This is a genomic window from Streptomyces sp. NPDC014727, assembly GCF_043083485.1.
GTDB lineage: Bacteria > Actinomycetota > Actinomycetes > Streptomycetales > Streptomycetaceae > Streptomyces.
On sequence record NZ_JBIBYR010000004.1, the window covers coordinates 321,177 to 342,677 of the forward strand.

At 71.3% G+C, this 21,501-nt stretch carries 26 protein-coding genes; all 26 read right to left on the minus strand.

What is annotated here, in order from left to right:
* Nucleotides 1-48: 48 nt before the first annotated feature.
* Nucleotides 49-1,149 (minus strand): hypothetical protein, encoded by a 1,101-nt coding sequence (locus ACF1B9_RS09860; RefSeq protein ID WP_391741508.1) that lies wholly within the window; start codon nucleotides 1,147-1,149, stop codon nucleotides 49-51.
* Between the two features lie 13 nt (nucleotides 1,150-1,162).
* Nucleotides 1,163-2,164: a hypothetical protein gene (locus tag ACF1B9_RS09865; RefSeq protein ID WP_391741188.1), complete on the minus strand. Its 1,002-nt coding sequence runs from the start codon at nucleotides 2,162-2,164 to the stop codon at nucleotides 1,163-1,165.
* Between the two features lie 12 nt (nucleotides 2,165-2,176).
* Complete coding sequence (locus ACF1B9_RS09870) at nucleotides 2,177-3,496, minus strand: phage distal tail protein (RefSeq protein ID WP_391741186.1); 1,320 nt, start codon at nucleotides 3,494-3,496, stop codon at nucleotides 2,177-2,179.
* A gap of 3 nt (nucleotides 3,497-3,499) precedes the next feature.
* Complete coding sequence (locus tag ACF1B9_RS09875; RefSeq protein ID WP_391741185.1) at nucleotides 3,500-5,902, minus strand: phage tail tape measure protein; 2,403 nt, start codon at nucleotides 5,900-5,902, stop codon at nucleotides 3,500-3,502.
* 50 nt (nucleotides 5,903-5,952) lie between these two features.
* The gene (locus tag ACF1B9_RS09880) at nucleotides 5,953-6,090 is read right to left on the minus strand and encodes a hypothetical protein (protein ID WP_351196550.1); all 138 of its coding nucleotides are present in this window, start codon (nucleotides 6,088-6,090) and stop codon (nucleotides 5,953-5,955) included.
* A gap of 68 nt (nucleotides 6,091-6,158) precedes the next feature.
* On the minus strand, nucleotides 6,159-6,635 hold the full coding sequence (locus tag ACF1B9_RS09885; RefSeq protein ID WP_391741184.1) for a hypothetical protein: 477 nt from the start codon (nucleotides 6,633-6,635) through the stop codon (nucleotides 6,159-6,161).
* Nucleotides 6,632-7,096, minus strand: a complete 465-nt coding sequence (locus tag ACF1B9_RS09890; protein WP_391741183.1) for a phage tail tube protein — start codon at nucleotides 7,094-7,096, stop codon at nucleotides 6,632-6,634. Before ACF1B9_RS09890 ends, ACF1B9_RS09885 begins: the two co-directional genes overlap by 4 nt.
* Nucleotides 7,077-7,523 (minus strand): minor capsid protein, encoded by a 447-nt coding sequence (locus ACF1B9_RS09895; RefSeq protein ID WP_391741182.1) that lies wholly within the window; start codon nucleotides 7,521-7,523, stop codon nucleotides 7,077-7,079. Before ACF1B9_RS09895 ends, ACF1B9_RS09890 begins: the two co-directional genes overlap by 20 nt.
* A complete protein-coding gene (locus ACF1B9_RS09900) occupies nucleotides 7,516-7,869 on the minus strand; it encodes a hypothetical protein (protein ID WP_391741181.1) in 354 nt (117 codons plus the stop codon). Before ACF1B9_RS09900 ends, ACF1B9_RS09895 begins: the two co-directional genes overlap by 8 nt.
* A complete protein-coding gene (locus tag ACF1B9_RS09905) occupies nucleotides 7,866-8,186 on the minus strand; it encodes a hypothetical protein (protein WP_391741179.1) in 321 nt (106 codons plus the stop codon). Before ACF1B9_RS09905 ends, ACF1B9_RS09900 begins: the two co-directional genes overlap by 4 nt.
* Entirely contained in the window at nucleotides 8,183-8,572 is a 390-nt protein-coding gene (locus tag ACF1B9_RS09910; protein WP_391741177.1) for a hypothetical protein, read from the minus strand. Before ACF1B9_RS09910 ends, ACF1B9_RS09905 begins: the two co-directional genes overlap by 4 nt.
* A gap of 3 nt (nucleotides 8,573-8,575) precedes the next feature.
* Nucleotides 8,576-8,737 (minus strand): hypothetical protein, encoded by a 162-nt coding sequence (locus ACF1B9_RS09915; RefSeq protein WP_391741176.1) that lies wholly within the window; start codon nucleotides 8,735-8,737, stop codon nucleotides 8,576-8,578.
* The gene (locus ACF1B9_RS09920; protein ID WP_391741175.1) at nucleotides 8,734-9,609 is read right to left on the minus strand and encodes a N4-gp56 family major capsid protein; all 876 of its coding nucleotides are present in this window, start codon (nucleotides 9,607-9,609) and stop codon (nucleotides 8,734-8,736) included. The genes ACF1B9_RS09915 and ACF1B9_RS09920 overlap by 4 nt, the downstream gene beginning before the upstream one ends.
* Nucleotides 9,610-9,621: 12 nt before the next feature.
* Nucleotides 9,622-10,308, minus strand: coding sequence for a hypothetical protein (locus ACF1B9_RS09925; protein ID WP_391741174.1), 687 nt, complete (start codon nucleotides 10,306-10,308; stop codon nucleotides 9,622-9,624).
* Between the two features lie 91 nt (nucleotides 10,309-10,399).
* Nucleotides 10,400-10,555, minus strand: coding sequence for an Rmf/CrpP fold protein (locus ACF1B9_RS09930; protein ID WP_391741173.1), 156 nt, complete (start codon nucleotides 10,553-10,555; stop codon nucleotides 10,400-10,402).
* Between the two features lie 13 nt (nucleotides 10,556-10,568).
* Nucleotides 10,569-12,524: a phage minor capsid protein gene (locus ACF1B9_RS09935; protein ID WP_391741172.1), complete on the minus strand. Its 1,956-nt coding sequence runs from the start codon at nucleotides 12,522-12,524 to the stop codon at nucleotides 10,569-10,571.
* 13 nt (nucleotides 12,525-12,537) lie between these two features.
* Nucleotides 12,538-14,016, minus strand: coding sequence for a phage portal protein (locus ACF1B9_RS09940; protein WP_391741170.1), 1,479 nt, complete (start codon nucleotides 14,014-14,016; stop codon nucleotides 12,538-12,540).
* Entirely contained in the window at nucleotides 14,013-14,174 is a 162-nt protein-coding gene (locus tag ACF1B9_RS09945) for a hypothetical protein (RefSeq protein ID WP_391741169.1), read from the minus strand. The genes ACF1B9_RS09940 and ACF1B9_RS09945 overlap by 4 nt, the downstream gene beginning before the upstream one ends.
* A complete protein-coding gene (locus ACF1B9_RS09950) occupies nucleotides 14,171-15,424 on the minus strand; it encodes a PBSX family phage terminase large subunit (RefSeq protein ID WP_391741167.1) in 1,254 nt (417 codons plus the stop codon). The genes ACF1B9_RS09945 and ACF1B9_RS09950 overlap by 4 nt, the downstream gene beginning before the upstream one ends.
* Before the next feature lie 3 nt (nucleotides 15,425-15,427).
* A complete protein-coding gene (locus ACF1B9_RS09955; RefSeq protein WP_391741165.1) occupies nucleotides 15,428-15,964 on the minus strand; it encodes a helix-turn-helix domain-containing protein in 537 nt (178 codons plus the stop codon).
* Between the two features lie 635 nt (nucleotides 15,965-16,599).
* A complete protein-coding gene (locus tag ACF1B9_RS09960) occupies nucleotides 16,600-17,241 on the minus strand; it encodes a hypothetical protein (protein ID WP_391741164.1) in 642 nt (213 codons plus the stop codon).
* Nucleotides 17,242-17,304: 63 nt separating this feature from the next.
* Nucleotides 17,305-19,083 carry a hypothetical protein gene (locus tag ACF1B9_RS09965; RefSeq protein ID WP_391741163.1) on the minus strand — a complete coding sequence of 593 codons (1,779 nt, stop codon included), beginning with the start codon at nucleotides 19,081-19,083 and terminating at the stop codon, nucleotides 17,305-17,307.
* A 147-nt stretch (nucleotides 19,084-19,230) separates the two neighbouring features.
* Nucleotides 19,231-20,091, minus strand: coding sequence for a hypothetical protein (locus ACF1B9_RS09970; protein ID WP_391741162.1), 861 nt, complete (start codon nucleotides 20,089-20,091; stop codon nucleotides 19,231-19,233).
* Between the two features lie 202 nt (nucleotides 20,092-20,293).
* On the minus strand, nucleotides 20,294-20,620 hold the full coding sequence (locus tag ACF1B9_RS09975) for a hypothetical protein (protein WP_391741161.1): 327 nt from the start codon (nucleotides 20,618-20,620) through the stop codon (nucleotides 20,294-20,296).
* Entirely contained in the window at nucleotides 20,617-20,913 is a 297-nt protein-coding gene (locus ACF1B9_RS09980) for a hypothetical protein (RefSeq protein ID WP_391741160.1), read from the minus strand. The genes ACF1B9_RS09975 and ACF1B9_RS09980 overlap by 4 nt, the downstream gene beginning before the upstream one ends.
* Nucleotides 20,914-20,999: 86 nt before the next feature.
* Nucleotides 21,000-21,491, minus strand: a complete 492-nt coding sequence (locus tag ACF1B9_RS09985) for a single-stranded DNA-binding protein (protein ID WP_391741159.1) — start codon at nucleotides 21,489-21,491, stop codon at nucleotides 21,000-21,002.
* Nucleotides 21,492-21,501 lie beyond the last annotated feature (10 nt).

Sequence of the window (21,501 nt, forward strand, 5' to 3'; positions counted from 1 at the left end):
TTCAAGGGAACGGATCCGGTCGAGGATGTCCTGCGGAACTGCTGCCACTTACGGGACCTCCAGGTACAGGCGGGCCGACTCGGGGCGGCCTCGCTCGGGCGGGGTGATGCCGAGTCCGACGACGCGGTACCGGGCGTCGAGGGTCTCGGGGTGCCATAGGTCCCGGATCCGCAGGCGCACGGTTGCGCCGAGCAGGGCGGGGGACACGGGTGCGCGGGACATGTCGAGGGTGACCTCGGGGACGACGGTCCCGGCGCGGGCGGCGGCGAGGTCGGCGGCGGCGTGTCCGTCGAGGGTCGCCTGCTCGATGACGGTGGTGTAATCGCTGCTTCCGTCGAGGCGCGGCCACCCGTCGGCGACGTCCTGGTCGGCGAGCTGCAACGCGGACGTACGGGGCACGCTGTCGGCGGCCTGGTTCTCGTTGTCGGTCGCGCCCCTTGACTGCCACGCGTTCGCGCGGTTGGTGGCGTCGACGGGCCATGTGTAGGCGGTGACCGGTCCGGGGTGGTCGAGCACGATGTCGGTGGAGCCGGTACGGATGGTCGGCGTACCGAGTTGCAGCCGCTTGACCCTGCGGCCGTCGGCGTCCCGGAACGATGCGATGCGCCATTCGAACCCGCCCTCGACGGCGCCGAGTTGGTCGAGCAGGTCGCGGACGACGGGCAGGTCGTACCGCGAGTACGTACGCTCGCGCAGGACTCCCGACACGTCGGTCGGGTACTCGATGCCGATGTCTCCGCCCGGGGTGTTCTGCACGTAGTCGAGCAGGCCGCGGACGATGTCGTACTGATCGGTCGGCGTCGTCGTTTGCAGGGTGTCGTACAGCATCCGGTGCGACAGGTAGGTGTCCCAGGTTCCGGCCTGTACCTGTACGCCGAGAAAGCCGCGGCTGTCCGACTGTACGGCGGCCGTCCAAAGGATTCCGCCCCACCAAATGTCGCGGCCCCGTTCGAGCCATACGGCGGTACGGCCCGGGACGATGGCGGCCCGGGCCCGCGCGGCTACGGCGGCGTTGGGTATCGGCACGGTGCCGGACATGGCGCCGGCCTTGCCTATGTAGTCGTCGAGGCTGAGCCCCTGTACCGGCAGGGCGTCGAGCACCTGGTCGGAGCGCAGGTCACACAGCAGCAGCCGGTACCCGGGGGAGATCACACGCACCCCCTCACAGGACGTAGCACGTACTGATACGGATGTTCCGGGTGCTCTGGATGGAGCCACCCGGTACCCACGTCCGCAGGATCACGGTTCCGTTCGTGTTGATGCGAACGCCCCCGTGGCCGTATCCGTCGGACGCTGCGCCCTCGACGTCGTATGCGGGGCGCCACCCGGTGGGGATGGTGGCGACGGTCGTGTCGGCGATGTTCCCGCCGGCCGGAGACGGGATTGCTGTACCGGTGCGGGTCACCTCGACCGTGAAGGAGCAGACACCCCCGACGCGGCGGGCGGCGAATGAGTTGAGGCCGAACCCGCTTGCCGCGGTTGCCCCGGTGCTGATCGTTTCGACGTCGCGCGGCGGCCGGTACGTCGACCAGGTCGCCGCCGTGGCGTTCCAGCGTTCGAGGACTCCGCCCACGTCGCGGAACTGCCCGTCATAGCTACCGACGAACGACGTTCCCCACCCGCGCGGGATGATCCCGCCGTAAGAGGCGGTGTACCGGCGCCGGTCGGCGAGGGCCGATGCCCAATTGATCCCGCCCGTTCCGGCGGACGCGCCGGCCGGGACGGTGATGGACCACAGCCGCAGGGACGACGGGGGCAGGCCCGGTTCGACGGGGGATGGCTGCGGCTCCCCGACGACCAGTTCGACGGCGACAGAGGTCTGCCCGGTCGCGTCGAACAGTCCGTCGCGCACTCGCAGTACCACGCTGTCGATACGGGGGTACTGCGCGTTCCCGTCGCCCACGGTGAGCGTCTCGGGGACGGTCACGGCGACGGGGTAGGCGCCCTGCGCGGTGGTGCCCTGCACCAGGGCGCGGCCGATGCCGACCTGTACCTGCATGGCGCCGGCGCCGGTCGCCAGTAGCGGGGCGCCGCCGGCTATCACTCCGTCGCGGGTGGTCAGTTCGCCCTCGGGCACGAACGTGCCGAGTGGGGCGAGGCGGGTGTCTGTCCTGGTCTGCCCGTCCGGGGGTCCGGCGAGCAGCCACGCGGCGCGCACGGTCATGCGGCGCCCTCCTTACCAGTGAGCCGAACGCCACCGGACGGCGACGGATGCGGCGGGGTCGGATGATTCGGGCGCGGCCCGGAAAGCAAGATCGGCGGTACCGGGCCAGAGTGCGAACGACTGCTCGGGGGCGCTCTGCGCGGTGGCCGTGTAAAGGCGGCTCGCGGTGCCGTTGAGCGTCACTGTGCCCTCGCCGGTGTCCACGACCAGTACGTCGCCGGCGGCGAGGTCGAGGTCGTATTCGAGGACGTCGCCCGTGGCGAGGTTCGTAAGGCTCGGCATGGACACGGGGCCCCGGAACTCGACGACGGGGTGTGCGGGGGCGTTCCCGTCGTTGCGGGCGGTGAGCGTGCCCGTGCTGCCCGGCGGGCCGAAGTCGTACGGGTCGCGCAGTCCCTCGGCGCCGAGTCCCGGAATGAGCAGCCGCGACGGGCCGACGGTGACCGTGGCGGGCGAGGGGACGGTCGCCCACTGCATGACGGGGCGTACCTGTATGGCGCCGGCCGGGGCGGTCCCGGTGACGCGCCCGTACGTGCCGGTCGTTGCGGCGAGGTACGCGCCTGCGGCGTCAAGCCAGTGAAGGAGCAGGACCGACCCGCGCGGCGGCGTGTCGGCAAGGAACGTCACGGACTGCGCCGGCTCGACGGGGAAACCGGAAAGTTCGCCCGGGCCGACGGTCCATGCGAGGCCGGCCTGCGCGGCGGTGATCGTGGCGGTAAGCGCGCCCCCGTTGCTCCCCAGCGTCATTCCGGACATGGCCCAGAACGAATCCGTGGCGGACGCGCGGCCGGCGGCCTGGTCGTCGGGGAACATCTGCTGCGAGGGGGCGGCGTTCCAGTCGAGGCCCGGCTCGTCCGTGGGCAGGCCGGCCCGCGCGGTGCGTTCGAGCAGCTCGTACCGGCGCGGGTCGTCCGCGGTGAGCTGCACGGCCGCGCCGTTGATACTGCCGAGGGTGTACCCGCGCTCGACGGGGACGGCCCGGGCGGTCACCCGGACCCATGCGAGCAGGGGGCCGCGCTCGTCGAGCTGCACGACGAACGGCTGCTCGTCCTCGGTGATGGTGGTTGCGGCGCCGAGCTGCTGCACGACGGCGCCGATTTCCCCCCGGCGGGCCCGTATCAGGATCCCGTCGAGAGTGACGACGCGAGGCTGTGCGAGCAGCCGGCCCAGGATCGCGCCGTGTGCGTCGGCCCGGTTGACGCTCCCGGAGTCGAGGGCGGGGAGGTCCTCCCACCCGGACAGGGAGCGCCACCGGTAGGGGGTGCCGCGTCCGAGCAGCAGCTCGCCGAGCTGCGCGTGCCCGGACGCGTTCACCTGGTCGCCAATGGCCACGACTCACCCCCTCGCCTTCATGCGCCACGCGAGGGCGTGCGCGTTCTCTTCGGGGGTCTGCTCGCCGCCGTGCCAATGCTCGATATGGACGGCCGCGCCGGCGTTACCGGCGAACGCGGTTCCGCCACCCATGCCCGGGCCTGCGCCTGCGAGGGCGGGCACGGGCGGCGGCGTAACCAGGCTCGACATGGTGCGGTCGAGCGCGCCCTGACCGGAGCGGATACCGGCGACGACGCCGGCGGGAATCCATCGGCCGATGTCCCGTGCCATCACCTTGGACGGTGAATGAATTCCGAGTGCCTTAGCGATCGCGCCCGGAATCATATTCTTGGCAAAGGAAATGAGCTGGCTTTTCAGCCAGGATCCCATGGACTTGATGCCATTCCATAGGCCGCGTACGACGTCAGTTCCCTTGTCGTACAGCAGGCGTCCGAGACTGCCAATACCCGATGCGATGCGGCCGGGCAGTCCCTTTACCCAGTTGACTAGCTCGGTGGCCTTGCGTATGGACCCGTCCTTGATGCTCTGCCAATGCTTGGTGATCAGGCCCGGAAGGGTCCAGTTCAAAAAGAAATTGATGAGCTTCTGCGGGAGTCCCTTGACCCAATCCACGATGCCGTTCCATACGCGCACCGTGCCGGACTTGATCGAATCCCAATGCTTGATGATGATTCCAACAAGCGTGAAATTCATGAACAGGTCGAGCAGGAATTGACCAACGGCCTTGATCTTGTTCCAAACCCATTCCCACGCGGTTTTCGTCGCGGAAACGATGGTGTCCCAGTTGGCCACAATGAGCGCGACCAGGGCGACAACGGCGGCGATGATGAGCCCAACGGGACCCATCGAGATAACCCACGCTGCGGCCATTCGCGCGGCCTGAATCATGGACTGTGCGCCCATGAGGACCCATGCCGCGACGACGCGCACCGCGGCGGCGGCGGCCCCGGCGCCCTGCGCGATCCAGCCGGCCAGAATGAGCGCGTTGGACGCGACGAACGACGCAACGGCGGTAACGGCCGCGGCTGCCTGCGTCGCCCACCCGGTCACGGTGGCCGTGGTGGTGAGTACGGCCTGCGTGGCGAGACGGATCAACGCCGGGAGCATAAGAGTCGTGATCAGGCCGGCCGCGACAGAGAACGCGGTCGAGTGCTGCGAGACGAAACCGGCCGCGGTGGCGAACGCTGCGCCGAGGGTGCCCAGCCAGTCAGCAGCCTTGGACAGGGCCGGAACCACGTACGTGCCGATCAGCTCGACAAGCCCCTGCATGGCGGCCCGCTTGAACTGCTCGATCTTCGTTGCGGCGTTATCCCGCATAGCGTCGCCGGCCTTATCGGTGGCGCCCTTGACGTCGCCGAGTGCCTTTACCGCCGTGCTCGGGTCGAGCTTGAAAAGTGCGCCCTGCAAATCTTCGGCCTTGGTGCCGAACAGGGCGACGGCCGTTGCGTTCCGCTTGGCCGGATCCTCAATGGCCTTGATACGGGTAAGAACGTCGCCGAGTGCCTTACTGGCTTCCGGTCCACCCTTCGTGAACGTCTTCGCCATGACGTCGGCGTTAAGGCCAATGTCCTTGAAAGCCTCAACGCTTCCCGTGGACATGTCCTTACTGCGGATCGCGAACTCTTTCAAAGCATCCGCGACCGTGTCGGCGTCCCTCGCACCCCCCTGCAACCCCTGTTGCATAAGGCCCATCGCGGTTTGCGCGTCGAGCCCCAAATCCCGGAATTGGGTGGGGTATTCGCTGAATGTGTCGAGCAGGTCCTCGGCTGAGTTAGCACCCTTTTGGGTGCCCCGTACGAGGACGTCCATAGCCTCATCGGCCGACTTTGCGACGCCCGATTTCAGCATGACGCCGACGGCCCGGGAGACCTTCCCGACGTCCTCACCCATGACGCTCGCCGTATCGGCGACGCGCTTGGACATCGTCTGTATCTGCGCGCTCGTCGCCTCGGGCGGGAGTAGGCCGTTTTGGGCAATGCCCTTGATGACCTCGGCCCCGTCCTCGACGGAATCGACGATCGCGCCGGCGTACAGGTCGCCGGCGACCTTGCCGTACTTCGCGGCGACGGGCCCGGTAGCACCGAGCTGCGCCTGCAACTTGCCTTGCACCTTGCCCTGTTCGAGGGCCTGACCAACGCCGGCCATCAGGACGGCGCCGATGCCGGCACCGACGGCGGCCCACCCGAACGCCTTCAACGCGCCGGCGCCGCTGCTCGCCGCGGCGTCGCTTCCGTCGGCCATGCCGTCGCCGAGGGCTGCCCCGGCCTGCTGTCCGGCCCGGTCGGCGTCGGCGACGATCGTGTCGCCGGTCGAGCGCATTCCGGCCTCGGCGCGGTTCATGCCGGCTTGTGCGGGGCCGTCGTCGACGGTGATGGTGGCGAGCAGCTCGCCCACGGTGAGCGCCACCGGATCACCTCCTATCGGGGGTCATCCGGCGCGGTCGCCGGGCGTGCGGTTCAGCCGGCGGGGATGCCGGTGATTGCTGCGATTTCCGCCGGGTCCGATACGGCCCGGGGGGTGCGCGACCATGCGCGGGCGAACTTGGACTCGCCCGGTAGGCCGGTCACCAGGACCAGGAATCGGCGAGTGGACATGCGGGCGAGGTCACGCGGGCCGGTGCCGTACTCGCGGGCGAGGTCGCCCTCGACGGCGGCCCAGTGCGTCAGGATCGCGCGCCAGAACGCCCCGGCTTCTTCTTCGTCTTCGCCCTGCGCGCCGCCCGGTTCACCGGCGCCGCGGCTTTTCCCGCGTCCTGCTCCGCGTACAGCTCGGCGGCGCGCTGCATGGTGATGCTGCCCGGCTTCCGGATGTTCGCGGCGGAGTACATGAGCACGACGCCGAGCTGTCGGTCGGTCATGCCGGCCTCGGCCCACGTGTCGAGGACGTCGCCCCCGTACAGGGTGGCCAGCATCCGGCGGACGTCGTCGGGGTCGCTGGAGTCCTGTACGCGCTCCATCTGGAGCGTGAAAAGCAGGGGGAGCGACTCGGGCAGGGTGTACGTGGTGCCGTAGAGGGTGAGCTGCTCGCGCGGCCGGGTGGCGGACTCCTCGGCGAAGAACGCGTCAAAGTCCGCCGGTCCGGCGGCCTGGTCGAGCTGCTCGTCGTCCTGGTCGACGACGTCGAGGTCGGCGTCGGTCACGGGGTCACGTCCTCGGTGCGGGCGGGGCCGCACTTGGTGACGGTGGCACTCCATGACGTCTTGTCGTTGGTGCCTCCGCCCTGCTCGCCCGGGGTCACGGTCGCGTCCCACACAACCCACTTGGTTTGGGTGTTGTGGCGCCACCGGACCGCGTTGCGGGAGTCGATGCCGAGACGCTCGGCCCACACGTTGTCGACGTATGCCTGCCCGGGATCCTGTGCCTTGGTGGTCTTGTCGATGCGGTACTGCCCCTCGATCTCCAGCGAGGCGCCGCGCTGCATCACGTCCTGTTCGTAATGCCCGTCGGAGTCAAAGGCCGTGGTGTCGGCCGTCTCCTCGTTTTCCCCAGGGTTGTGGGTAAAGGTCGTGATGCCGCTGATGGGCAACCATGCCTCGGTCTGTGTGTCGTCGTCCTGGACCTCGAAAATCCAGCCGCGCGCGTCAATCGGCCGTCCGGCCATGGGCGGGACCTCCTGTGTCTGTGGTGGGGCCGGCGACGTCGAGGTCGAGGTTTACGACGTGCTCGTGTCGGCCGTTGCTGTCGGTGCCCATGGGGGCAGGGGTGCCGCGTGCGGCGGCGAGGATGAGCCACGTACCGTCGGGCAACTCGACGCCCGTACGGCCGTGTAGGGCGCGGTACAGGGCCTCGGCCCGGGTGCGGGACACTCGGGGGTCGGCGGTGCCGCGCGTGCGTACCTGTAGGCGCCGTTGCTCGACGTCGTCCCGGGCGTCTGGGGCGGGCCCGTCGTACAGGGCGAGGGACACGGCGAGGTCGGGCGTCGGGGGCATGGCCTCGACGAACGTGTCGCCGCTCTTGCCGGTCGGGTCGTAGGTGAGCAGGCCGGCGGCGGCGAGGTAGCGGGCGATGCCGTCGAGCAGGTCAGCCACGGAGGGACCTCCGTACCTGCGCGGCGATGATGTCCGCGACGGTGCCGGCCTCCTCGGTCACGGGCCTTTCGAGGTACTTGGCGGTCCGGCCGGCGTCGTGCTGGTAGTTGAGTTCCTCGTGCTGCCGTACGGCGTACTTCGTGTCGTACGAAACGCCGGCGGTCAGGGCCCCCTCGTCGACCGACGCGACGCCGGACCGTTCGAGGGTGGCCTCTTCGATCGGGACACGGCGCCGGGAGCGTTCGAGGACGTGCTCGGCGGCGATGCGCAGGCCGCGGACGGCGCCGGCCCGGGTGCCGCGCAGGGCGGCGGCGCCGTTCCATGTGAGGCGGGCGCGTGCGGTCACTCCGTCATCACCTCCGTACAGGCCGGCACGGGCAGGCCCGGGGCGGTGTGGTTGGCGGTCGAAATCGCGGTCGTCACGCGGCCGTCGGGCAGGGTCACCCGGGATCCGGGCGGGCAGTCGAGGCCGGGCAGGGTGATTACCTGCGCCGTGCTGACGACTTCGCGGCCGTCGCTCGCGCGGCGGACCTGCTTGACGGTGTGCGCGACCAGGGCCCGCACGTCGACGACGGGCGGGTCGTAGATCGGGCCGTACGCCGAGTCGCCCCGGTACGGCTCGATGGTCACGCGGTGGCGCAGCAGGGATACGGGGACCTTCACCAGATCACCCCCGGGAGCAGGCCGGCGCCGCTTAGGGCTCGGTGTGCGCGGGGGGCGAGGTCGACGCCGGACGCGGCGGGCGGGCCCGCGGTGCGTCCGGACAGGGACACGGGGCCGATGCTCACGGAGTCCCACGCGCCGGCCGCGCCGGTGCCGTCGTCGCCCGTGGCGAGTTGGTACTCGACCTGTGCGCAGACGGCTGCGGCGAGGGCGGCGGCGACGGCCGGGTCGGTGGGGTCTCCGTCGTCGTCGACGGTGTAGACGGCGGTGAGCAGGGCGGCGTCGACGTCCTCGGACGCGCGGGCGAGCAGCCGCTCGGCGCCCTCGGGCGCCTGGTCGCCGGTGTAGATGGCGAGCTGCTCGGGGGTCGCGTAGACGCGGCCCATGGCTCACCCCCCGTCGGCCGTCTTGGTGGCCTTCTTCGAGGCAGCAGAACGCCCCGCCGGCTTGCTTGCCTGCGGGGCGCTCTCGGTCTGCTCGTCGACGGCCTGGTGTTCGACGGCCTGGTCGTCGTCGACGTCCGGGGGTCGGTGGTACCGGCGCAGGATCACGCGCCACCCCCGGCCGGTGCGGCGGCCCCCTTGGTCTTGAGCACGACGACGCCCTCGTCGTCGAGCCGGTGCGTGGCGTAGTGCACGTTCGTCGTGACGACCGTGGTGCGCGCGAGAATGTCGCGGTCCGTCTCGACGACGGGCCGGCGCTTGTAGAGCAGGCCCAGAGAGCCGCGCCGGATCATGAGCGCGTTGTACGTCTTGTCGACGCCGGTGCCGGCCGTGGTGAGGCGGTCGGAAACGTAGATGTTCACGCCTCCGGCCTGACCGATCACGCCGCGCGGGATGACTGCGCCGGCGCCGAGCTTGTCGGCGCTGATGAAGTTCGGGTCACGGAGCAGGGCGGCGCGCTGCACGGAGTGGATGACCATGCCGGCCATGTTCTCCGGATCCCACTCGTCCCCGAACTTCTCGATACCGCTCACCATGACGTCCCACGAAAGGGGCTCGGTCGAGGCGTCCACGGTGATCACGCCGGCGGCCTCGGCGGCGAGGCGCAGGTCGGTGTCGACCTTTCGGGCGATGAGTACGCCGAGCTGCCGCTGCGTCTCCGCGTACGGGTCGCCGAACGCGACAAGGCGGGCCTTGTCGGTGATCTCGACGGCCTTGCCGGCTTCCTTGATGGTCGCCGAGTTGCCCGGGTCGGTGCCGAGCTGCTCGGGCGTCATCGGCGTTCCCTCGGTGAGGTCTTCCGCCTCGCCCAGCGCGGTCCACTTCGGGAAGTTGACGGTGTCGCCGGGCTTGCCTTCGAGGGTGTTGTCGTCGGTGGCGAGGGTGCCAAGGATCATGGCGCCCTTGAACTTTGCCTGCACCATGTCGGCCCATACGTCGGGGACGATCATCTGTGCGACGGTGGTCTTTCCAGCGGGCATGTGGCGCCCTCCTTACTCGGATGCGGCAGAAAGCTGCCGGTACAGGTCGGGGTCGGACTGGTGCAGTGCGACGCGGTCGCCGTAGGACATGGCGGCGAACTGTGCGGCGGTCGGGGCCGTGGTCGTGCCGGGGGTGAAGTCGGCGCCACCCGCGGGCGGGCCGGCCGGGGTGCCTTCGGCGCGCAGGTGGGGGTTTGCCTCGACGGCGGCCGTGATGACGGTGGCGAGCTTCTCGCCGAACTTCGCGTCGGTCGGGTCGAGTTCGGCGAGCTGCTTCTCGACGGTGCGAGAGTCGAGCAGGCGGGCCGGATCGGCGCCGGCGCCGTGCGCGGCCTGGTGCGCGGCGAGTTCCACGCGCAGGGTGCGGGCCTCGGCGAGGGCGGCGTCGCGCTCGGTGGTCGCCTGCGCGGCGAGCTGCGCCGGGTCGGTCTCGGCGGCGGCGCCGCTCGGGTCGAGGACGCGGCGCAGGCCGGCGAGCAGCTCGTCGCGCTCGGTCTTGGCCTGCTCGGCGGCGGCCTCGGCGGCGGTCGCGCGCTGCTCGACGGCCGGGTCGGCGGCCGGCGCCGCGGGGGCCGCGGGGGTCACTGGTGCGGCCGGCGTCGCGGGCGGTGCCGCGGGGGTCGTCGGCGGGGTGGTCGGGGTCGCGGCCGGGTCGGTGGACGGTGCGGCCGGGGCGGCGGGAGTCTGGCTTTCGGGCATGGGTGATCGGCCCTCCGTGACCGTGTGGGGACATGCGAAAGGGCCCGCCGGTCGGCGGGCCCTTGGGAGTCGTGCGGGGTGTCTGTGTGGCTTACTCGGCGGGCGCGGTGGCCTGTCCGTATCCGCGTAGCCATGCGGTCCGTAGCAGCGTGCGCGGCGGGTGGGGGCAGGCGGTCATGGGCTGCTCGGCGCGGGCCGCGGTGCGGCCGGCGAGCAGTGCGCGAGTAAGGTCTGCGCGGCTTCCCATGACGCCCCCTCGATCATCCGTCGTGTCTGTTCCGAGCATCCCACAACGCTTGTTGAGCCGCTCGAACATCGCTCATGTTCTGGCCGGTGACCTCGGCGACGAACTGCTGCTGCGTCTTGCGCTCTTGCTTCCGCCAGAACGCTTTGAGTTCGTCGGACGCGTAGGCGTAGGCGATGCGGGCGGGCCCGGTGAACAGGCTTCCCGGGTCGACGCCCTGCTCGTGTCCGCGGCGGTTGAGTAGGTATCCGTTCGTCGCGTCCTCGGCGGCCTGGTACTGGATCATGGCCCATTCGAAGTACATCTCTCGGGCCTCGCGCCGGGTGACCTTGTGCACGGGCGCGTCGGCCGGGTGCTCGTCGGCGAGGTGCCGGGCCGCGGTGGGCAGGGCGTCGTCGGCGACGTCCGCGTACTGCTGCCACTCGGCCGGCGGCGCCCCCGGGGCGAGGGCGTCGTCGAGTGCGGCCGACGCGGCGAGGACGTCGTCGACGTCGTCCCCCATTGGCAGGGGGTACTCGGGGATCGGCCCCGGGTACCGGCGGTCGAGTTCGTCGGCGATGCGCAGCAGCTCGTCGTCGGTGGCGTGCTGCTGCGCCCATGCGAGGACCTCGTCGCCGGCGCCGGAGAGATCGGCGAGCAGGCGCCCCTCGGGGAACACTGCGGCGCGCAGGTCTGCGGCGTCGCGGCGGTCCGCCTCGGCCTCGATGCGGGCGAGGCTGCGCTCGTCGAGGACTCCGGGGCGGATGGCGCCGCCGAGCTGCTCGTCGCTCATCTCGCGCAGGGTGACGTCGTCGCCGGCGCGCACGCGGGCGGCCTGCATGACGTCGTCGGCCGGCCGGGTGTAGGTGGTGGGGAGGTTCGAGGCGCCGGGCTGCTCGCGGTGGCGCAGGCGGCGCAGGTCCGGGTGTGCGGCGAGGTGCGAACGCATGGCGCCTTGCCACTGCCGCACCTTGGCCTCGGCCGCGCGCTTGCCCTCGGGCGTGGTCGCGGCGGCGGCCCGGTTCTTGTGCTTCCGTATGTTCCGCTCGATGGCGCGCTGCCTCTGGCCTGCCTCGTATCCGGCGGGGTCCGATTCGGCGTCCTCGGTGCGGGTGATTCCGGGGGTGTAACTGCTCACGCTGTGCCGGCAATTCGGGTGTTGCAGCCCTGCGGCCCGGGCTTCGTCGAGAGAGCCGGCGACGTCCACGCGGATCATGCGGCCGTCCTCGATGGCGTGCTCGACGTCGACCGTACGGGCGCCGGACGGGCCCCCGATGGACAACACTTGTCGTTCCCATGGGCGACACAGCGGGCATTCGCGGGGGCTGCTGCTGACGACGACCAGGTCGACGCCGGCCGCGGCGAGCGTGGTCATGTGCGCCTCGGTCGCCGCACGGCCCACGGACGTCCGTACAGCCATTTCGGCGTACGACGTGAGGGCCCAGCGGCGGCCCGCGCGGTCGCGGAACGACGACACGCCCCGGTCGGCAAACCGGGTCATGGCCTGCTGTGTGGCCTGCCTGCGGGTGTCGGTGCCGAGCAGGGGCGCGGCGGTCACCTCGGCGACGACCTGCCGGTACCCGTCCTCGACGGCGCGCAGGATGCCCCGATGGGTGGCGGTGACGGTCTCGACGGTCTCGGCGGCGAGGCGGTCGACGGCCTGCGCCTGCGGGGTCCGCTCGGCAACGGTGCGCCGGTCGTCGTCGCCGAGTACGCCGAGTTCGGCGAGGGCGGAGTGCCGGCCGCTGTCGTACGCCTCGGCGACGACGTGCCGTACCTCCTCGTCGACGCCGCGGGCGAGGGTGTCGAGCAGGGTGTCGGCCGCGCGGCGCAGGGGAGCGACGGCGGCGAGCTTGGCGACGGCCCACCCGGGCGCTTCCTGCCCGATGGCGAGCTGACGCGCGCACAGTTCGAGCAGGCGCCGCTCGACGTCGGCGTACAGGTCGGCCGTCGTCGCGGCGAGGTACTCGACCTGATCGGGAGACACGGGCATCGTGCACCCCCGATCACGCGGCGAGCGGGAAACTCCCGACAGGGTCGGGGGCGGCCTGCCCGGTCTCCTCGTGGATTCGGGCGACTTCCTCGGCGACGGTCGTGTCGTCCCAATCCGGGTGCAGCGTGCGCACCTTCGTGTCGGTGCTGATCGCCTGCGCCTGCGCGAGCAGGGACAGGGTTTGCGCGGTGCTCCCGGGGTCCTCTGCGACCCCGTCGCCAATGTCGACCGTGGGGCGTTCGTCGGCGTTCTTCGCGCCGAACTGCGCCCGGTCGACGGCGAGCAGGACACGCAGAATCTCGGCAATCGCGCGTCGCCAATACCTCGCCTTTTTGCCCCGGGTCACCATCGACCGATGGTCACGGGCGGCGATCTCCGTTGCGGTGACGGCGGCCCCGTCTCCGTCGAGTCCGACGGACGTTGGGGAGTAGCCGGCCGCTGTCGTGGCTTGCCGCACAATCGACTCGGCGGTCGTGCGGTGCTCTTCGACACGGATTGCGAACTGACTCAACGTGATGCCGTTGCCCTGCTCGGTGGGCGGGATGGCGAGGGCCTGCCACACTTCCCGGTCATCATCGAACGATGCGCCCTTACCTGGTCCGTTGTTGCGCAGGTACCCGTCGGGAACGATCAACCTTGCTCGGGCGAGCCTGATGTCGCGTAGCCACGATGACCATGTTTCGTCGAGAGCGTCGAGCAGGTCGTGCACACCCTGCAAGTCACTGCGGCCCCACGGGGCGCCGCGGTGCTTCCGGTTCGGGCCGATGTTCGGCACGTATACGGCCGTGAGCATCGGCACGCCGGTCTCGATGGCGTCGCCCTCGGCGCCGAGGGACGCGGCGAGGCCGGCCGTTTCGGGGTGCTCGGTGAGCGGGACGCGCCGGCCGAGCTGGTCGTCGGTCCCCTCGTACAGGCCGTGCAGGATCTTGCCCCGCTCGTGCCGTTCAAGGTGGCGCCATACGGCCGACCCTGTCCCGGGCAGGGCCCGCCAGAAGGTGACGGCGGTCATGATCCCGAACGTCCACTCGGGTACGGCCTGGTCGGGGTGCACGACGGTGAGCAGGGGGCGGTCGGCGGCGGCGGCGCGGTCCCACGTCACGCGCAGGAACACGCCGGATAGGGCCGCGGCTGTCTCTGCTGCGGTCAGCAGCAGCTCGGACACGCCCCCGACGTCGAGCAGCTCGTCGAGGCGGTCCTGCGTCGCAGTGTCCGCCACGGTGACCACGGGGGTATCGGCGAAAAGCAGGTCGGCGGACGTCTGCGCTATCTCGCCGGCGAGCGGGATGTGCAGCCGTTCCTCGCGCCTGCCCGGTTGACGGTGGCGGCCCCACAACCGGCGGCGGCCGTCCTTCCGCTGCTGCGGCGCGTACCGGTAGACCTTGGCGAGGCGGTCGGCGTCGCCGGAGTACCACGCGTCGTCGACTCGGATGTCGGCATACAGGGGCGCGATACTCCGCGGCGGCCACATGGTGCCGTTGTCGGGCAGGCTCACGTCGGCGCCCCCTCTCCCGGGTCCTGGTCGAGGTGGCCGGCGGCGGCGCGCAGCAGCTCGGCGACGGCGGCGGGGAGTTCGGGCGGGGCGTCCACGGTGACGGTGCCGATTTCGGCGGCGGTGCTCCCGACGCGCAGGTGTACGGGCAGAGTGATCACGCGGCGGCCTCCTTCGCGGTGATGAGGTGGCGCCACTCGTGCGCGGTGCTGTGCAGCACGTAGCGCAGGGCGTCGACGGAGTGGTCGGCGGTCTTGATCGGCTTGTCTTCGCCCTTGGCGGTCGCGGCGGGATCCCAGGAGTAACCGGGGATCTCGTCGAGCAGGCCCGAACACGATTCGTGTACGCGCAGCAGGCCGGCGGCGAGGGCCGACGACACGCTGCGGATTCCGGGCTTCACCTCGTTGTTGGCCCCGGTGACGCCCGGGTGTCCGTCGGCCCATAGCTGCGTCTGGAACGACGCGGCCGACGGGTCAATGAACGTCCACTCGGGCTCGATGTTCTGCCGGTCGAGCCATGCCCGGACGGCCTCGCTGTACTGCGCGTCGGTCATCTGCCGGTGAGCGGTCTTGCTGTCGTGGCGCCACTCGCTCACGACGTACAGCCGGTCGTCGGCGCCGAGTCCCAACACCAGGGCGGCGAACGGGTTCGTGGTGCCGTAGTCGGCGGCGGCCCAGTACCGGAGCATCGGGGGCAGGGTGTCGACGACGTGCTGCTGCTCATCCCACATGTCATAGACGGCGCCCTCGGCAACGACCCATGCCCCGTCGATCATGCGGCGGCGCCACAGTCCGACGTATTCGGCGGTGAGGTCGGCGACGTACTGCCGGGTCAAGCTCGGGTTGTCGGCGAGCTTGAAATGCCAGTGGCGCAGGTTGAGTTCGTGGGCCCGGTCGAGGTACCCGACTTTCAACCAGTGGCGCGGGCTGTCCGGGTTGGTCGTGGCGAGCAGCCGCGCGCCCGGCGTCGAGAGTCGGGCGAGTAGCTGAGTCCAGAACGATTCGGGAACGAGGGTCGCCTCGTCGACATACGCGAGCTGCGCCGTGAGTCCTCGCAGGCGCCCCTCGGCGCGAACGTCGGATGCGCCGATTAGGTGCACGGTCCTGCCGAGGATGACGGCCGTTGTGGCGCCCCGGGTGTGGTGAATGTGCTTGGACAGGGGGCCGAACAGGGACGCGTCTTGCAGGGGCTCAAACACGTTCCGTTCGATGGTCTGCAAGCTGCGGCCACAAATCAGGATGAGTCCCGACGGTCCGGCGGCGGCAACTGCGATGACGAATGCGAGCAGTGACGCGACGGTCTTTCCAGACCTGACCGACCCGTGCCACAGATTGATACGGGCGCGGGCGCGGCCGATGCTGCGCAACTGCTTGCGTGACAGGGGCAGGTCGACGCCGGCGGGCAGGCGCACGGCTCACCCCCCGTCGTCGGCCCCCTCGTCGTCGGCGAACGCATCGGCGAGGACTTCGCCGAGGGTGCCCAGCATCGAACGGACGTCCTCGGCGCCCTGGCCTCCCTCGGCGGGGGCGAGTTTCAGGGACTTGTCGACGGCGATGGACACGCCGGCGAGGATCTGCCGTTGGTCGGCGAACTGCGGCCGGTCGAGGGCCTGCTCGCTCCAAAAGTTGTCTTTGCCTCCGAACGCCCCGACGGTGCAGGGCGCAAAGAGCTGCGCGTGCAGCCGCTCGGCGGATTCGTGCAGGGCTTCGGCGAACTGCTGCCGGCGCGCGGCGAGGTCGATACGGCGGGCGTCGGTCGCGGCGACCACTTCGGGGCCGCGCGCGAAACTCAGCGGGGGCTCGAACTCGGCGGCGATCTTGGACACGGTCGAGCCGCTGCGCCCGATGGTGCGGGCGATGGCGTTGCGGCTCTTGCCCTCGGCGTGCAGCCGGCGGACCTGGTCGCGGTCCTGGTCGGTGATCGGCTCTCGCACGGCTTTCGGCTCTCGCACGGCTTCACCTCCGGCGGACATGACGACGCCCCACTGCCGGGGGGGGGTGGCAGTGGGGCGTCGAGTAAGCGGGGTGTTTCCGGGCACGCCGGGGACGGCCCAAGTAGATCACAGATCGATAACGGCGTGCAATCGGCGCCGGGAGTGCGGGCCGTGTCGGACACGGCCCGCACACCGTGGCTACGCGGAAAAGCGCTGTCCGACAGGCGGGCGCGGCAGGCGTTGCGACACGGGCCGCGGTGCCGTGCGGCTGTCGGACACGGTGGCTTGTCCGCTGGTCAGGGCCGGTGTCGTTGTCGGACGCTGCTCTAGTTGGTAGGCGAGCAGGCGCGGCGCGGTCCCGGGCGGGCAGACACCATGGGCCCACCCGGTCCGGTACATGTCTGCCAGCATGGCGACGGCGGTACGGATGGCGTCCGACGCAGTACCGCCGGCGGACATGATCACTGCGAAGTCGTCGCACACTGCGGCGTCGGCGCGCACCGACGGCCGGGTGCCCGGCTTCGGGGGCGTGTGCCTCTTGGGGGTGTTCGGCTCGGTAGGGTTCGGCGTAGCCATGGCGGGGTTAGCTCCCGTGGTGGTCAGGGCCCGGTCGGTGATGTGCAGTCACCGGTCGGGCCTGCTGCGTTGGTGGGTTACTGGTCTTCGGGGTCGGGCCACAGGACCGTTCGCACGGCCTGCTCGTCGAGCTGCTCCTCGGCGGCGGCCGTCCAGATCAGCACGCGCAGGCGCGGCTCGTCCTGGTGGTCGGCGTGCTCCGGGTGCGCGGCGAGATACTCCTCGATGGCGCGGTGCGCGATCACCTGGGGCTCGTCGATTGGCGCGACGGCGTCGGCGGCCTCGAACGACCGCCACCCGGGCCCGGGCGCTCCGTCGCGGACGTCGAGCCGGTACTCGTACGCGGCGTTTGTGCGCAACACGCGGTAGACGTATCCCTCGGACACGCCGAACTCCTCGGCGATCCGCGGCACGGGGACGTCGGCGATGTGTCGCGCGTGGTAGATGATCTCCGCTTTCCACGGGCTGTAGTGGTCCTCCCACTCCCGGCGGGCGCGGCCGGCGGCGGTCAATCGGTCGCGGGCGACTTCCGCCTCGGAGCGGCGCACGGCGCTGCGCCTGCGGGGGCCTTGTTCGGCCCGCTCCTTCTGCCAGTCGTCGAGCAGGTCGAGCACTCCACGCAACACGTTCGCGGACAGGCCGGCGGGCAGGGTGTTGATGCGGTCGGCGAGGTCTGCGCGCAACTCGGCGACGGTCGGCTCGGTCGGTTCGGTGCTCATCTGCTGCTCTCTTTGGGACGGGCCCGCCCCCGCGGGGTGTGGGGGCGGGCGGAACGGTACCGGTCAGGCGAACAACGCGCCCTGTTCGACGTCGGCCGGGAGGTCGAGCAGCTCGGCGTCGGCCGGCGCCGCTGCGATCCACTCGCCCCGCCACGTTCCGTCGGCGCGTTCGGCCTGCTCAATCATGGCGAGGACGTCGTCGAGTTCGGCAATGTGCGCCGCGGTCTTGGCCTTGGCCTGCCGCTTGGCCTCGCGTGCGGCCTCGACCATGTCGGCCGTCGGCTCGAACTGGTGCCGGCGCTTCGGGTTCCCGTCGCAGGCGGTGCCGTGCAGGATGCACCGCGGCGTCTCCTCGACGACGGTCTGCTCGACGATGTCCGCGGCGGCCTGCTCGGCGGCCTCCTCGGCGTTGCACTCCTCGCACTCGTCGACCTGCTGCTCGTTGTCGCGGTGGTCGGGGCACAGCAGATCCCATGTGTACGTCGGGTCGCCGGCGGGGGCGTCTTCCTCGACGTTCAGCTCGGCGGCCCGGTTCGCGGCCTGCACGGCGCAGTCGTACGCCTCGACGCATCCCTCGTCGTTGAATACGCCGGCTTCCTGGTTGGACTGCTTGCGGGCGCACGCCGTGATCGGGTTGCCGGTCGCATCCGGGCGGACGGTGATCCGGTGCAGGCAGGCCGGAACGACGCTGCACTCGGAAGCGATCCACTCGGCGCCGCCGGCGACGACGACGCGGGCCGGCTCGTTCGTGCGGTGCGTCATGCCCTCGACGGTGCGCACCTGCCCGTCGCCGCACACGACGCGGTCGCCGGACAGGAACGGCGGCGCGGGCGCGGCCGGGGCCGGCTCGACCGCGGCGGCCGGCTTGACCGGAGCGGGCGCGGCGGCCTCGACGGGACGGTGCGCGAACACGCACTGCGAGGAACGGCGCAGCTTCTCGACGGCCCACCCGGCGCGCTCCATCGTCCATGCGAGGCAGTCGAGGCTCGCCCCGTACCCCTGCTCGTCGCGGCGGACGATGCGGCCCTCTTCGAGCCAGTAGAGGGCGACGCGGCCCTGCCCGCGGGGGTCGAGCAGGTACCCGCGCACGGTGCGCTCGTCCTCGGCCGGCTGGGTGACGTCGTGGTGCTCGGTCATGGTCGCCGCGGCGAGGCGGTCGAGGGCGGCGCGGGCGGCGGCGACGTCGGGGTGCGAGGCGTTGCTCGGGGTGCTGCCCTCGGCGACGCCGGCGTGCTCGACGACGACGCCCTCGACGACGTCCTGCGCGGTCACGGCATCGACATCGGCGCCGAACTGCGCAATTTCGGCGGCGAGCTGGTCGGCCTCGACGGCAATGTCGGCGATGTCGGCGAGCAGCGTGTCGGCCTCGACGTGCTGCTGCGCCACATTGGCGGCGAGGGCGTCGAGTCGCTCGTCGACGGTCGGCTCGACGGCGGCGCGGTCGGTAAAGAGGGCGCCCTGCTCGGTGTCGCGCTCGATGGGGAACAGGGCGGCGTCGTCGTCCTGCGCGCCGATCCATTCGCCGCGCCACGTTCCGTCGGTCGCGGCCTGCTCGGCGTCGGCGGCCTCGACGGTGTCGACCAGGGCGACGGCCGCGGCGGCGAGGGGGGATGCGTCGGCGAGGCGGGCGGCCTCGGCGCGCTTCTCGGCGGCGCGGTGGCAGGGGGCGCAAAGCTCGTATCCCTTGTCGAACAGGGCGACGGCTTCCTCGACGGACAGGTACGCGGTGATGCCGCGACCACACAGGCCGTCGTCGTTGCTCGGCGAGTAGTGAACGCGCTTGCCCTTACCGATTACGGCGTACCTGACGCCGGCCTGCTCGGTGAACGTCTGCTGCTCCATGGGGTTAGCTCCCGTGGTTGTGGTGGGTGCCGGTGTGCAGCCGGCGGGGTTACCGATACCGACTGTACTAGGTTCTGAACTAGGTTCACAAGGGGTTCGGGAAAAGGGCCCGGGATCAATTCCGGGCCCTGGTCCACACGTTGGGGGTCATGCGGCCCGGGGGGTGCCGGCGTCCGGGGCCCCGGGGGCGAGCAGCAGGGGGAGACAGGCCGGCCACTCCCATACGCGACGGCCGCGGCTGTCCCGGTCGGTGTCCGCTCCGCACGCTGCGCCGGTCCGGCACGTCACGGTCGGCGGCTCGGCCGGGGCGGCGCGCACGACCAGGGCGCCCCCGCACGACGGGCACGGGGTCGGCAGGGTCCGGCTGTCGGGTATCGCGTCCGCGGCGACAATGCGGGCGACGCGCTGCTCGCACGCCCGGGCCACCCGCGCGGCTTCGTTCAGTGCCCACTCGGGGAGCGGGGAGAACGGGGCGGCAACCAGGGCGTCGCCGAGCAGCTCGGGCTCGGTGTCCTCGTCGAGCACGCGCCCCTCGACGTACACAGCAGCCCAGTGCAGCCCATGCGCGCGGGATCCCATAGCGGTGCGCGCGTCCGGTGCGCCCGGGTCCGGGAACGTCCACCGTCGGACGTCGTCGACGGCCGCGTGCTGCACGGCGGCGGCGAGAGTGTCGGCGAGGTCGAATACCTGCTGCTCGACGAACAGGGCGACGTCGAGGGCGTCGAGGTTCGCGGGCGCGGGGTGCTGGCGCAGGGTGAGCGGCGCCCGGTCCTCGACCAGCAGGGCCCCGTCGTCGGCGGTCCCGGTGTTCAGGAATGCGCGGGTCTCGGCCGGCGGCCACGTCGAGGGGGCGGGCGGCGTCTCGACGGCGGCGAGCAGGGCGCCCCACTGCTCCCGGATGGTGCGCAGGCGCTCGGCGGTACGGATGGCGACGGGGTGCTGCACGGCTGGTGTCTCCTCGGTGATGCGGCCGGGCGCGGCCTGCTCGGTGCGCCCCGCGGTTCTCATTCGGCGGCGGGCGTCTGCTGGTGGATGCGGTGCGAGGCGACCAGGGAGCAGCGCCGGCAACGACGGTGCCGGCGGGTGGTCCATGACGGGACAACGTCGACGGGCTCGGCCGGGTGGGGCTGCTCCTGCTCGGCGTCGCATCCGGGGCATGAGTCCTGCATGAGCACGTACTCATGTGCGCAGAGCACGCGCCGGCGGGCGGTCACTGCTGCCTCTCGGCGAGGGCCTGCTCGGCGACGGCCGCGCGCTCCTCGGCTGCGGCGCGTGCCTGCTCGGCGTCGTTGCTGCACTGGTGGGCGGCGCGCAACAGGTCCTCGGCCTGGTCGGCGCGTTGCTGCTCTCGGCGTGCCGCGGCCTGCTGTCCGCCGGCCTCGCGTCGGTGGCGGTCGCCCTCGGCGAACTCCTCGTCGAGCAGGGCGCGCAGGCGCTCGGCCTCGGCCGGGGCGGTGCGGGCGTAGCGGGCGAGCAGGTTGTCGACCTGCGCGCGGCGGTCGAGGCGGGCCTGCTCCCGTACGGTGCGGCGGCTCATCGTGTCACCACTGCGGCGCGGGGGACGTCGTAGAACGCGAGCAGCTCGCCCTCGACGACGCGCAGCTCGGCGTCGTCGACGGGGCGGTCGGCCCGGGTGAGTTCGGCGCGCACGGTGTCGAGCAGGTCGACGACGTCGAGCAGGGACGCGGGGAGCGGCAGGGCGTGCTCGGTGCGGGTGATGTGGACGGTACGGCGGGATACGGCGGTCATGGTTGGACTCCTACGGGTCATCAGCCGGTTGTCGGTGGTGACCGTGACGCGGAAGTGCACGGCAACGAATGCGGTGTTCACGGTCTTGACGGTGAAGCACTGCACGATCGGTACGGCGGGCGCCGCCCCCTGCGCACGGGGGCGGCATCGACCGGTCGCGGGCGCGATCAGTACGGGGGCTCGTCGCGGTATCCGCCCTGGTACTGCTGCTGCTGGTACTGGGGCTGCTGCGGCTGCTGCGGCTGCTGGGGGCGCTGTGCGGGGCGCTGCTGCTGGCCGTTGGTGGCCCCGTTGCTGGTGGTCTTGGTGACGGTGGCGGTGGCGCGCAGCAGGGACGGGCCGACGTCCTCGACGTCAAGCTCGACGACGGTTCGTTTCACGCCTTCGCGGTCTTCGTAGCTGCGCTGCTTGAGTCGGCCCTGCACGACGACGCGCATTCCTCGGGCGAGGCTTCCGGCGACGTTCTCGCCGAGGGTGCGCCATGCCGAGCAGGTGAGGAACAGGCTTTCTCCGTCCTTCCATTCGTTGGCCTGCTTGTCGAATGTGCGCGGGGTGGATGCGACGCGGAACGTGGCGACGGGGGCGCCTGCGGCCGTGTACCGCAGCTCGGGGTCGTCGACCAGATTTCCAACAACGGTGATGACGGTCTCGCCGGACAACGGCTCTCCT